Annotated in this window: 12 protein-coding genes; 8 read left to right on the forward strand and 4 right to left on the reverse strand. The window is 70.3% G+C overall.

Translation table 11 applies throughout. The features are described 5' to 3' along the window. Positions 1–283: 283 nt before the first annotated feature. The 6 genes from AB0I83_RS30560 (at position 284) to AB0I83_RS30585 (ending at position 6,824) form a co-directional block, all read left to right on the forward strand. Positions 284–3,151, forward strand: a complete 2,868-nt coding sequence (locus AB0I83_RS30560) for a glycoside hydrolase family 48 protein (RefSeq protein ID WP_363306947.1) — start codon at positions 284–286, stop codon at positions 3,149–3,151. Between the two features lie 146 nt (positions 3,152–3,297). After that, entirely contained in the window at positions 3,298–3,813 is a 516-nt protein-coding gene (locus AB0I83_RS30565) for a DinB family protein (protein WP_356532020.1), read from the forward strand. Between the two features lie 78 nt (positions 3,814–3,891). Beyond that, positions 3,892–4,605, forward strand: a complete 714-nt coding sequence (locus tag AB0I83_RS30570; RefSeq protein WP_363306948.1) for a DUF4230 domain-containing protein — start codon at positions 3,892–3,894, stop codon at positions 4,603–4,605. Between the two features lie 90 nt (positions 4,606–4,695). Continuing rightward, positions 4,696–5,133 carry a nuclear transport factor 2 family protein gene (locus tag AB0I83_RS30575; protein ID WP_356532017.1) on the forward strand — a complete coding sequence of 146 codons (438 nt, stop codon included), beginning with the start codon at positions 4,696–4,698 and terminating at the stop codon, positions 5,131–5,133. A 91-nt stretch (positions 5,134–5,224) separates the two neighbouring features. After that, positions 5,225–6,235 carry an alpha/beta hydrolase gene (locus AB0I83_RS30580; protein WP_363306950.1) on the forward strand — a complete coding sequence of 337 codons (1,011 nt, stop codon included), beginning with the start codon at positions 5,225–5,227 and terminating at the stop codon, positions 6,233–6,235. A gap of 79 nt (positions 6,236–6,314) precedes the next feature. After that, complete coding sequence (locus AB0I83_RS30585) at positions 6,315–6,824, forward strand: DUF664 domain-containing protein (protein ID WP_363306951.1); 510 nt, start codon at positions 6,315–6,317, stop codon at positions 6,822–6,824. A gap of 34 nt (positions 6,825–6,858) precedes the next feature. On the opposite strand, the gene AB0I83_RS30590 is transcribed toward AB0I83_RS30585, so the two are convergent. Continuing rightward, positions 6,859–7,662, reverse strand: coding sequence for an AraC family transcriptional regulator (locus tag AB0I83_RS30590; protein WP_363306953.1), 804 nt, complete (start codon positions 7,660–7,662; stop codon positions 6,859–6,861). 86 nt (positions 7,663–7,748) lie between these two features. On the opposite strand from AB0I83_RS30590, the gene AB0I83_RS30595 reads away from it, so the two are divergent. Continuing rightward, positions 7,749–8,192 (forward strand): DUF2000 domain-containing protein, encoded by a 444-nt coding sequence (locus AB0I83_RS30595; RefSeq protein WP_356532011.1) that lies wholly within the window; start codon positions 7,749–7,751, stop codon positions 8,190–8,192. 123 nt (positions 8,193–8,315) lie between these two features. Next, positions 8,316–8,603 (forward strand): hypothetical protein, encoded by a 288-nt coding sequence (locus AB0I83_RS30600; RefSeq protein WP_356532010.1) that lies wholly within the window; start codon positions 8,316–8,318, stop codon positions 8,601–8,603. Between the two features lie 16 nt (positions 8,604–8,619). Here AB0I83_RS30600 and AB0I83_RS30605 read toward each other — a convergent pair whose 3' ends face one another. The 3 genes from AB0I83_RS30605 to AB0I83_RS30615 all read right to left on the reverse strand — a co-directional run. Then, on the reverse strand, positions 8,620–9,054 hold the full coding sequence (locus AB0I83_RS30605; protein ID WP_363306954.1) for a protein phosphatase: 435 nt from the start codon (positions 9,052–9,054) through the stop codon (positions 8,620–8,622). A 163-nt stretch (positions 9,055–9,217) separates the two neighbouring features. Next, positions 9,218–10,867: a fructose-specific PTS transporter subunit EIIC gene (locus AB0I83_RS30610; RefSeq protein WP_363306955.1), complete on the reverse strand. Its 1,650-nt coding sequence runs from the start codon at positions 10,865–10,867 to the stop codon at positions 9,218–9,220. An 86-nt stretch (positions 10,868–10,953) separates the two neighbouring features. Continuing rightward, positions 10,954–11,824 (reverse strand): pitrilysin family protein (locus AB0I83_RS30615; RefSeq protein WP_363306956.1); only part of this gene is annotated, 871 nt, incomplete at its 5' end.

The raw sequence follows: 11,824 nt of genomic DNA on the forward strand, positions 1-11,824 counted from the left end.
GTGTGGCTTGACGGTAGAGCGTCAAGTGGTGTCGGTCAACACACCCGTTCTCATCTCTTGCTATCGAAATAATTCGACTCTTCAAGTCTCTTGACTCCCATTTTCCCCCTCCCCATGCTGGGAGCGCTCCCACTGGTTCAAGGCTTGTGCTCAACCCCGCACACCCCCCATGTCGCCGAGCCGCGAGGAGGTACCGCGCATGCCATCGGGACGCGCACGAAGAACTTGGTTACCGAGAAGACCGGCCGGAACCGGAGCCGGAAACCGACGGCTGCTGACAGCGATGGCAGCGGCCCTGGCCCTTCCCCTGGGGATGACCGCCGCCGCCGGTACACCGGCTCAGGCCGCCGCCGTCCTGTGCAGCGTGGACTACAAGGCCAACGACTGGGGTTCGGGCTTCAGTACCGAACTCACCGTCACCAACAGGGGCACTGCCGCGATCGACGGCTGGACCCTGACCTACACGTACGCCGGCAGCCAGCAGCTCACCAACGGCTGGAACGGCACCTGGTCCCAGTCCGGCAGGAACGTCACCGTCAGGAACGCCGCCTGGAACGGCTCCCTCGCAGCCGGGGCCGCGGTCACGACGGGCGCACAGTTCTCCTACAGCGGCGCCAACACCGCACCCACGGCCTTCGCCGTCAACGGCACACCGTGCGCGGGTGCCCATCAGCCGCCGGTCGCCGTCCTCACCAGCCCGTCGGCGGGCGCCGTCTTCACCACCGGGGACGCCGTACCCATCGCCGCGACGGCCGCGGCCGCGGACGGGGCCGGGATCAGCAAGGTGGAGTTCTACGACGACACCGAGCTGCTCGGCACGGACACCACATCCCCTTACAGCTACAGCGCGCAGGGCCTCACCGCAGGCGGCCACTCCCTGTACGCCAGGGCCTACGACGGCCTCGGCGCCTCCGCGGAGTCGACCCCTGCGGGCATCACCGTGGTCGCGGGTCCGGCCGTCGTCGCCACACCCGCCCAACTCGGCGTCCAGCAGGGCAAGTCGGCGGCCTTCACCGTGTCGCTGTCCACAGCGCCCGCCGCACCGGTCGCCGTCACCGTCGCCCGGACCGCCGGCAACTCCGGCCTGAGCGTCACGGGAGGCGCAGCCCTCACCTTCACCCCGGCGAACTGGTCCACGCCCCAGAAGGTGACCGTGTCGGCCGACGCGTCGGGCACGGGCGCCGCGACCTTCACCGTCACGGCCCCCGGTCACAGCAGGTCCACGGTCACCGTCACCCAGCTCGCGGCGGCGAAGGACTACGACGCCCGGTTCCTCGACCTGTACGGGAAGATCACCGATCCGGCGAACGGCTACTTCTCCTCGGAGGGAATCCCCTACCACTCCGTCGAGACGTTGATCGTGGAGGCTCCGGACCAGGGACACGAGACGACGTCCGAGGCCTACAGCTATCTGATCTGGCTCCAGGCGATGTACGGGAAGATCACCGGTGACTGGACGAAGTTCAACGGTGCGTGGGACACCATGGAGAAGTACATGATCCCCACCCACGCCGACCAGCCCACGAACTCCTTCTACAACGCCTCCAAGCCGGCCACCTACGCGCCCGAGCACGACACCCCGGACGAGTACCCGGCCGTTCTCGACGGGTCCGCGTCGTCGGGCTCCGATCCCATCGCGGCGGAGCTCAGGAGCGCGTACGGCACCGACGACATCTACGGCATGCACTGGATCCAGGACGTCGACAACGTCTACGGATTCGGCAACAGCCCCGGGAAGTGCTCGGCGGGCCCGACCGCGAGCGGACCCTCGTACATCAACACCTTCCAGCGTGGACCGCAGGAGTCGGTCTGGGAGACCGTCACCCACCCCACCTGCGACAACTTCACGTACGGCGGTGACAACGGCTACCTGGACCTGTTCACCGGAGACGCCTCCTACGCCAAGCAGTGGAAGTTCACCAACGCCCCGGACGCGGACGCCCGCGCCGTCCAGGCGGCCTACTGGGCCGACGTCTGGGCGAAGGAGCAGGGCAAGTCGGGCGAGGTCACCGCGACCGTGGGCAAGGCGGCGAAGATGGGTGACTACCTCCGCTACTCCATGTTCGACAAGTACTTCAAGAAGGTGGGCAACTGTGTCGGCCCGACCACCTGCCCCGCAGGCAGCGGCAAGGACAGCGCGCACTACCTGATGTCCTGGTACTACGCCTGGGGCGGGGCCACCGACACCTCGGCAGGCTGGTCCTGGCGCATCGGCTCCAGCCATGCGCACGGCGGCTACCAGAACCCGATGGCCGCCTACGCGCTGAGCTCGGTGGCCGACCTCAAGCCCAAGTCGGCCACGGGACAGCAGGACTGGGCCAAGAGCCTGGACAGGCAGATGGACTTCTACCAGTGGCTCCAGTCCGACGAGGGCGCCATCGCGGGCGGCGCGACCAACAGTTGGAAGGGCCGCTACGCCCAGCCGCCCGCCGGGACACCCACCTTCTACGGCATGTACTACGACGAGAAGCCCGTCTACCACGACCCGCCGTCCAACCAGTGGTTCGGCTTCCAGGCGTGGTCCATGGAACGCGTCGCCGAGTACTACCACGAGTCGGGTGACGCGCAGGCGAAGGCCGTACTGGACAAGTGGGTCGACTGGGCCCTGTCCGAGACGACCGTCAACCCCGACGGCACCTACCTCGTGCCGTCCACACTCAGGTGGTCGGGCGCGCCCGACACCTGGAACGCGTCGAGCCCCGGCACCAACAGCGCACTCCACGTGACCGTCGCCGACTACACCAACGACGTCGGGGTGGCCGGCGCCTTCGCGAGGACGCTGACGTACTACGCCGCCAAGTCCGGCGACGCCGAGGCGAAGGCCACGGCCGAGGGACTGCTCGACGGCATGTGGAGCCACTACCAGGACGACGCCGGGGTGGCGGTGCCGGAGACGCGCGCCGACTACAACCGCTTCGACGACCCGGTCCACGTGCCGGACGGCTGGACGGGCGTGATGCCGGGCGGTGACACCGTCGACAACGACTCGACGTTCCTCTCCATCCGGTCGTTCTACGAGGACGACCCGAACTGGCCGAAGGTGCAGGCATACCTGGACGGTGGCGTCGCCCCGGTCTTCACCTACCACCGGTTCTGGGCGCAGGCCGACATCGCACTGGCTCTGGGTGCGTACGCGGACCTTCTGGAGTGAGTGAGTGCACCGCCTGGGGTTCCGGCTGCCGGCCCCTCTGGCCGGCGGCCGGAACCCCGACCTCCGTACGGGGTTCCCGGGCGTGAACGGATGCGCGCAACCGACCCCGTTCACGCCGGGCCTGCCGCGGAGGGCATGATCGTGCAATGACATGGACAGCTCCAGAGGTGACCCGCAACTCCGGCCCCCTCACCGGCACCGAACGCGAGACCCTGACCGGCTTCCTGGCCTTCTACCGCAGTTCGCTGCTGCTGAAGTGCGTGGGTCTGAGCGGTGAACAGCTCGCCAGGCAGACGGTCGAACCCTCCAACCTCACCCTCCTCGGCCTGATCCGGCACATGGCCAAGGTGGAACGCATCTGGTTCCGCGAGGGCTTCGCGGCCCGTTCACTGCCTCCCATGTACGACCCGGAGAAGGGCAAGGACGCCGACTTCGAGGACCTGTCACCTGACCGCGCCCCGGAGGACTACGCCCGGCTGGTCGAGGAGATCCGCCTCGCCGACGAGGCCGCGTCCGGTGCGTCGCTCGACGAGACCTTCACCCGGCGGGGGACGCTCTACTCACTGCGGATGGTGCACGTCCACATGATCGCCGAATACGCCCGTCACGTGGGTCACGCCGACCTGCTGAGGGAACGACTGGACGGCACGACGGGAGCGTGAGGGCTGTCCCGTACGGGGTTTGACGTAATTCCTGCCGCACGGCGGAGTGAAACAGCGGGACCGGGTCACAAGAGAGGTATGACGTCCACTGACGTAAGGACAGACAGCACAGGCGATCCCGGCCACGGCAGTGCGACGCGCAGCCGCTCGCGGACGCGGGGATGCCTGCCGTTCGCCGGCGTGTGCGCCGCGGCCCTGGTCCTGTTGTTCCTGGGCAGCAGGCTCAGTCTGCTGCCGGGGTTCGGCGACCTCTTCGGCGAGGAGACCACGGACCGCTCGGGCCCTGCGGTGCTGAAGTCCATCCAGGACATGAGCTCGTACGAAGCGGCCTCCGGCAACTTCCAGGTGGTGGTCGACCTGGAGAAGGACGCCAAGTACCTGCCCGACGCGATCCGCGGTACCCGGACCCTCTACGTCGGTGCCGGCACCGTCGGCGCCTCCGTGGACCTCGGCAAGGTCGCGAAGAACGGGGTGATCGTCAACAAGGAGCGCACCACGGCCGAACTCCGCCTGCCGCACGCCGTGCTGGGCAAGCCCGCACTGGACCCGGACCGCTCCTACGCGGTGTCCAAGCAGCGAGGCATCCTCGACCGGCTCGGCGACTTCTTCTCCGACAACCCGGGCAGCGAACAGGCGGTCAACAAGCTCGCGGTCAAGCACATCGGCGAGGCGGCCCAGGAGAGCGGCCTCACCAAGCGCGCCGAGAAGAACACCACGTCCATGCTCCAGGGCCTGCTCGGCTCGCTCGGATTCGAGAAGGTCACCGTCACCTACGCCGATCCGTCGGTCTGACCCCCGGTGTACCGGCCCGGCCGCACTCCGCCACACTCACCGGAGTGAACGGCCGGGTCTTCGGCCGTCAGGAGCCGGGGAGTGCCGACCATGACCGCCGAAACCACGCAACGCTTCAGGGCCGCAGTCGAGAAGAATGACCCGGCGGCGCTGGAGGAGTTGTTCACGGAGGACGTCCGCCTGTTCAGCCCGGTGAAGTTCACACCGTTCGAGGGCAGGCCGATGGTGCTCGGCCTGTTCGGCGTGCTCATGCGCACCTTCGAGGACTTCCGCTACATCGGGCGCTTCGAGGGCCAGGCGCTCACGAGCGCGGAGGACACCGAGGAGCCCTCCGAGATCCTGCTGTTCAAGGCGTCGGTGAACGGCCGGGAGATCCACGGGATCGACCTGCTCCAGTTCGCGCAGGACGGGCGGATCAAGGAGTTCACGGTGATGGTCCGTCCGATGTCGGCGGTCCAGGCCCTGGGCGAGGCAGTTCTGGCGGGACTCGCGGCCGACGGCCTCGTGCCGGGCCCGTCCGCCGGCTGAGACTTTGCCGTAACGGCAAGTTCGTTTGTTCCGTGGTGGCGGCGGCCGAATGATGGTGGAGCAGACCCGCCCCTGGAACACGAGGAGACCCATGCCGCAGCCCACCCCCGCCGCCGAGCCCTCCACCACCGTCCCCGGGGCGGTCCACCGGTTGGTGGACGTTCCCGGCGGCGGGCGGATCCACCTCCTGGAGCAGGGGAGCGGACCCCTCGTCCTCATGATCCACGGCTTCCCCGAGACCTCGTACTCGTGGCGCCACCAGCTCCCGGCCGTCGCCGCTGCCGGCTTCCGGGCCGTCGCCCTCGACGTCCGCGGATACGGGCGCTCCTCGGCACCCGGCCCCGTGGACGCCTACCGGATGACGGCCCACGTGGCCGACAACGTCGGAGTCGTGCACGCACTCGGTGAGGAGACCGCCACGGTCGTCGGCCACGACTGGGGTTCACCCATCGCAGCCAACAGCGCGCTGCTGCGGCCCGACATGTTCACCGCGGTCGCGATGCTCAGCGTGCCGTACGCCCCCTGGAACCCGGTCCGGCCCACCGACGGCTTCGCCCGTATCGGTGGCGACGAGGAGTTCTACGTCAGCTACTTCCAGGAGCCCGGCCGGGCGGAAGCGGAGATCGACCCCGATGTACGCGGGTGGCTCGCCGGGTTCTACACCTCGCTGTCCGGCGACACGATGCCGCCGCCCGGCGCGCCCACTCCCTTCTTCGTGCCCGCGGGCGGGGCCATGCGCGACCGGTTCACCGGCGGTGGCCTGCCCTCCTGGCTCACGGAGCACGACCTGGACGTGTACGCCGCCGAGTTCGGAAAGGCGGGACCGACGGGCGCTCTCAACCGCTACCGCAACGTCGACCGCGACTGGGAGGACCTCGCTGCCTGGGACGGCGCCGCACTCACCCGCCCCTCGCTCTTCATCGGCGGCGGCCTCGACTCCTCCACGACGTGGATGGCCGACGCGATCGCCGCCTACCCCACGACCCTCCCCGGCCTCGTCTCCTCGCACATCCTCGAAGGGGCCGGACACTGGATCCAGCAGGAGCGCGCCGCGGAGGTCAACGACCTCCTGACGAAGTGGCTGCACACGGTGCACGCCTGATCCGCCCGCCCGCCCGACTCCGGGCCCCGGCCGCGTGTCGCACTCGTTGTGCCGTAGGGGGACCGGCCATGGTGGCTGCATGAACTGTGCAGGCATTCTCGCCGATGCGTTCGAACGCATCCACGAAGCGGTGCACGCCGCCGTCGACGGCCTCCCGCCCGAGGACCTCAACGCCAGGCTCGGCGGCGAGGCCAACTCGATCGCCTGGCTCGTCTGGCACCTCGCACGCGTCCAGGACGACCACGTCGCCGACGCGGCCGGGACCGAGCAGGTCTGGTTCACCCAGGACTGGGCGGCCCGCTTCGAGCTGCCGCTCGAGAGGGGCTCGACCGGGTACGGGCACAGCAGCGCGCAGGCGGCGTCCGTACGGGTCGCGTCGGCCGGCCTCCTCCTCGGGTACTTCGACGCCGTGCACGAGCGGACCCTCGGCTTCGTCGGGGGCCTCGACGGCCAGGCCCTGGACCGGATCGTGGACGACGCCTGGTCGCCGCCCGTGACCCTGGGTGTGCGACTGGTCAGCGTCATCTCGGACGACCTGCAGCACGCCGGGCAGGCGGCGTTCGTCCGCGGCTCGCTGCAGCGCCGCTGAGGGCTGTCACGCGAGGGACTACGGGACAGCGCCCTCAGCGACTGCCCCCGGTGCGCGCGTAGTGACCCGGGCTCGTGCCCACCACGCGCTTGAAGTGCCGTGAGAAGTGGGACTGGTCGTAGAACCCCGCAGCGGCCGCCACCTCCGGCGCGCGCATCCCCCCGAGCAGCAGCCGTCGGGAGAGGTCCACGCGGCGGCCCGTCAGGTACTGATGGGGCGCGATCCCGAACTCGCTGCTGAACGCCCTTACCAGGTGGGCGTGGTGGGCGTGCAGCCGCTCGGCCGCCTCGCGCAGGGACAGGCCTTCCACGAAGTGCCGGTCGAGCAGGTCCCGGAGCTCGTACGCGACTCTTCGGCCGGGCACGGGCGACGGCGCGTCGAGCTCGTCGCGCAGATGGCGGGCGAGGCGTTCACGGACGAGCGCCAGCCTGCTCTGCGCCTCGAGTTCGTCGCCCGGCCTCTCCAGCGTCCGGTGGAGCTGGTGGACACGGTGCCGCAGCCGTGGATCGTGCAGCACGGGCCGGTCCACCGCGCGCCCGACGAGGTTCCCGTCGATCTGCCCGGTGCTCAGGTACAGGACCCGCTTGCGGAATCCTTCCGGCGTCGCGGCGTCCCCGTTGTGCGGGACGTGCGGAGGCAGCAGGGTCACCACGGAGCTGGGCGCCCCGTGCTCGTGACGGTCGAGGTCGTAACGCACCATGCCCTCGTCGACGATGAGCAGGGTCCAGGCGTCGTGCGTGTGCATGGGATAGGCGTGGTCCGCGAAGTGCGCGTGGAACACCTCGTCGATTCCCTCGACCCGCGGACGCCACGCGGCGATGTCCGGACGTGCACCCATGCGCACAGGTTACAAGAGCGGCACCGGCCGCCCGACGTGCAAAGTTCGTACAAGACCCCGGTCGCCGGAGTCGGCAGGCTCCTCGCATGACCGACGACAACGCACCCGCCGACGCACCCGTACGCTTCGACACCAAGATCGCTGTTCTGCTCCGGGACGACCTCGAGTCCTGGCAGCGCCTCAACGTCACCGCCTTCCTGGTGAGCGGCCTCGGCACCCGGGTGCCCGAGGTGGTCGGCGAACCGTACGCCGACGCCGACGACACCCCGTACCTGCCCATGTTCCGCCAGCCCGTCCTCGTGTTCGCCGGGGGCGGGGAGCTGCTCAGGACCGCGCACACCAGGGCGGTGGGCCGGGGCGCGACCACCGCCGTGTTCACCTCCGACCTGTTCTCGACCGGCCACGACGAGGCCAACAGGGCGGCCGTCCGGGCCGTGCCGCGGGACGGGCTGGATCTGGTCGGCCTGGCCGTGTACGGACCGCGCAACGCCGTGGACAAGATCCTCAAGGGAGCGGCCATGCACCCCTGACCTGCGCCTCGTCGTCACCGGACGGATACTCACGGACACACCCGTGCGGGTGACGGTTCTCGGTGCCATACTCGGAAGCAGTCCGCTTGACAGGCTTGTCACTGTCCCGAAAGGCGACGCGTCATGAACTGGGCATCGTGGACCACCCTCGGTGTCTTCGCGGGAACCGGCGGAGTGCGCACCGAAGAGGTAGGTGTCGTGAGCGGTGATCTGACCGTACACACGACTTGGACCGAAGGGCAGGCGGAGGTCGCCGTGCAGTACAGCGGCGCCTCGGACTGGTTCACGCTGGCCGGCAGCCCGGTGCCGTGCCCTTCCGAAGAGGCCAGCCGCTCGTTCCACCAGAGTGTCGTCGAGGCGGTACGCGCCGGCGGCGGAGCAACGGTTCCGGCTCCGCACACCGTCGAGTGACCGCCTCGCGACGGCATCAGCCCGCTGCGAAGCGGAGAACGTAACGCCGCTGCCAGGGAGTCTCGACGGCCCTGGGGTGGTAGTTCCGGCGGACGTGGGCGACCGCCTCCGCCGCAGGGACACCGTCGAGAACGGCCAGGCATGCCAGCGCCGTTCCCGTCCGCCCGCGTCCGCCGGCGCAGGCGAACTCGACCCGCTCCGCCGCGGCACGCTCCCACGCCTCCTCCATCGCGGCGCGGGCCGCGTGCCTGTCCGCCGGAAGCCGGAAGTCGGGCCAGCGCACCCACCGGGACTCCCACGCGACCGGGGGCGGCGGACTACCCAGCAGATGCAGCGCCAGGGCCGGCGTCGGCCCCTCCGGAAGCGGGCGCCTCAGACCACGCCCACGGACCAGCCGCCCCGAGGGCAGGGGCATGACTCCCTCGGCGGCGCGGTCCCAAGTCTCCAGCACGCTCAGTCCTTCCGGTCCAGGTCCCGTGCAGGCAGGGTAGCCAGCTCCTCGACCGCCTCCGGTGCGCCTTCGCCCTCGGCGTACAGCACCACACCAGCGGGTCCGCGCGGGTTCACCCCAGGTGGTGAGGGACGGATCCGGGACGAGGGGGAGAGGCGGGCCATCAGGCGGCCACGGCGACTTCGGTCCCGTCCTTCGCGGTGTCGGCGGCCTCGGGACTCCGCCGCACGCCCTTGAGGACGACGACCAGCGCGGTGGACACCGCGGTGCCCGCGGCGATCGCCAGCAGGTACAGGAACGGCTGCCCGATCAGCGGGACGACGAAGACACCACCGTGCGGCGCGCGGAGCGTACAGCCGAAGGCCATGGAGAGCGCGCCGGTGACCGCCCCTCCGGCCATCGCGGACGGGATGACCCGAAGGGGGTCGGCCGCGGCGAAGGGGATCGCGCCCTCCGTGATGAACGAGGCGCCCAGCACCCATGCGGCCCTGCCGTTCTCCCGCTCGGTCCGGGTGAACAGCCCGCGGCGCACGGTCGTGGCGAGCGCCATGGCCAGCGGAGGCACCATGCCGGCCGCCATCACCGCCGCCATGACCTTGAGGCTGCCGGGCGTCGGGTCTGCCAGTCCGCCGACCGCGAAGGCGTACGCCACCTTGTTCAGCGGGCCTCCCATGTCGAAGCACATCATCAGTCCGAGCACCACACCGAGGATGACCGCGTTGGAGCCCGACAGTCCGTTCAGCCGGTCCGTCAGGGCGTTCTGGAGCGAGGCGATCGGCTTGCCGACCACGACGAACATCAGGAAGCCCACCGCGCCCGACGCGAGCAGGGGGATCACCAGCACCGGCATGATGCCCCGCAGCGTGGGGTGCACCTTCACCCGCTGGATGGCCGTCACCACCGCACCGGCCAGCAGCCCCGCCACCAGACCGCCCAGGAAGCCCGCGTCGATGGTCAGTGCGATCGCGCCGCCCACGAATCCTGGTACGAGCGCCGGCCGGTCCGCCATCCCGTAGGCGATGTACCCCGCCAGCACCGGGACCAGGAAGCCGAACGCCGCACCGCCGATCTGGTTGAGCAGGGCTGCCCAACTGTCCGCCTCACCCCACACGAAGTGGTCGGCGACCGACTTCGCGCCCGCGATCTCGTAGCCGCCGATGGCGAACGACAGGGCGATGAGCAGCCCGCCGGCCGCGACGAAAGGCACCATGTAGCTGACGCCGGACATCAGGTACGTACGCAGCCGCACACCGAAGTGCCCGGCGGAGGAGTCGTGGCCGGCCCCCGGAACCTCGCCGTCGTCGGCGATCCTGCCGACCTCGCCACGCTCCGCCCGGCGGCGGGCCTCGGCGATGAGCTCGGCAGTGCGGGTGGCGGTGCCGGAGGGGGCGTCCACCTTGTTGGGGTGGTGCAGCTCGACGACCTCCACGGATGCGAACAGCGGCGCGGCGATCTGCGCGAACTTCATGGTGAGCACGGCCCCGATGGAGAAGTTCGGGGCGATGAGCACCCCGGTGTCCGGGGAGGCGGCGAGCCAGCCCTTCAGCTGTGCGAGGCGCTCGTCGGTCCAGCCGGTGGTGCCGACGACGGCGTGGATGCCGTTGCGGACGCAGAACTCGAGGTTGTCCATGACCGACGCCGGGGTGGTCAGCTCGACCGCCACCTGGGCGCCGGAGTCGACGAGGGTCTCCAGGGCGTCGCCCCGGCCGAGGGCGGCGACCAGTTCCATGTCGTCGGCGGCCTCTACGGCCCGTACGGCCTCGGAACCGATCCTTCCCTTGGCACCGAGGACCGCCACGCGCAGCTTGCTCATCTCTCAGCTTCCTTACGACCGGGGCTGCCCGGCCCGCGGGCCGGGTGCAGCAGGGTGGTGACCAGTGATCGTACGGCCCGGGGCGGTCAGGAGACCGCCGCGTGCAGTCCGGCGGCCTGCTTGTCCTTGAGCGGGCCGATGACCGACAGCGAGGGCCGCTGTCCGAGGACGTCCCGGGCGACTTCGCGGACCTCGTCCGGGGTCACCGCCGCCATCCGGGCGAGCATGTCGTCGACGGAGATCTGCTCGCCCCAGCACAGCTCGCTCTTGCCGATACGGTTCATCAGCGCCCCGGTGTCCTCCAGGCCGAGGACGGTGGAGCCCTGCAGCTGTCCGACGGCGCGGCGGATCTCGTCGTCGCTCAGTCCGTTCTCGGCGACGCGGTCGAGTTCGTCGCGGCAGATCCGCAGCACGTCGTGCACCTGGCTGGGCCGGCAGCCGGCGTAGACGCCGAACAGGCCGCAGTCGGCGAAGCCGGAGGTGTAGGAGTACACGCTGTAGGCCAGGCCGCGCTTCTCCCGGATCTCCTGGAAGAGCCGGGAGGACATGCCGCCGCCCAGGGCGGTGTTGAGGACGCCGAGGGCCCAGCGGCGCTCGTCGGTGCGGGCCAGGCCGGGCATGCCCAGCACCAGGTGGGCCTGCTCGGTCTTGCGGCCGAGCAGCTCCACGCGGCCCGCGGTGCGCACGACGCGCCGCCCGTTGCGCGGGGCGAGGGGCACGGCGTCGGCATTCTTCAGCGCACCGGCCCGCTCGAAGGCGGCGCGGACCTGGCGTACGACCTTGGCGTGGTCGATGTTGCCGGCGCAGGCGACCACGAGGTGGGTCGGGTCGTAATGCTTCTTGTAGAAGCGGCGGATGCGGTCGGCGGTGAGCGCGTTGACCGTCTCGACGGTGCCGAGGACCGGGCGGCCGAGCGGGGTGTCGCCGAACATGGTGTGGGCGAACAGGTCGTGCACG

Origin of the sequence: Streptomyces sp. NPDC049970 (assembly GCF_040660235.1) — a bacterium.
Lineage (GTDB): Bacteria > Actinomycetota > Actinomycetes > Streptomycetales > Streptomycetaceae > Streptomyces.

Coding starts and splice junctions, on each gene's coding strand:
- AB0I83_RS30560 (WP_363306947.1), top strand. CDS start 284: ATGGCAGCGGCCCTGGCCCTTCCCCTGGGGATGACCGCCGCCGCCGGT.
- AB0I83_RS30565 (WP_356532020.1), top strand. CDS start 3,298: ATGACATGGACAGCTCCAGAGGTGACCCGCAACTCCGGCCCCCTCACC.
- AB0I83_RS30570 (WP_363306948.1), top strand. CDS start 3,892: ATGACGTCCACTGACGTAAGGACAGACAGCACAGGCGATCCCGGCCAC.
- AB0I83_RS30575 (WP_356532017.1), top strand. CDS start 4,696: ATGACCGCCGAAACCACGCAACGCTTCAGGGCCGCAGTCGAGAAGAAT.
- AB0I83_RS30580 (WP_363306950.1), top strand. CDS start 5,225: ATGCCGCAGCCCACCCCCGCCGCCGAGCCCTCCACCACCGTCCCCGGG.
- AB0I83_RS30585 (WP_363306951.1), top strand. CDS start 6,315: ATGAACTGTGCAGGCATTCTCGCCGATGCGTTCGAACGCATCCACGAA.
- AB0I83_RS30590 (WP_363306953.1), bottom strand. CDS start 7,662: ATGGGTGCACGTCCGGACATCGCCGCGTGGCGTCCGCGGGTCGAGGGA.
- AB0I83_RS30595 (WP_356532011.1), top strand. CDS start 7,749: ATGACCGACGACAACGCACCCGCCGACGCACCCGTACGCTTCGACACC.
- AB0I83_RS30600 (WP_356532010.1), top strand. CDS start 8,316: ATGAACTGGGCATCGTGGACCACCCTCGGTGTCTTCGCGGGAACCGGC.
- AB0I83_RS30610 (WP_363306955.1), bottom strand. CDS start 10,867: ATGAGCAAGCTGCGCGTGGCGGTCCTCGGTGCCAAGGGAAGGATCGGT.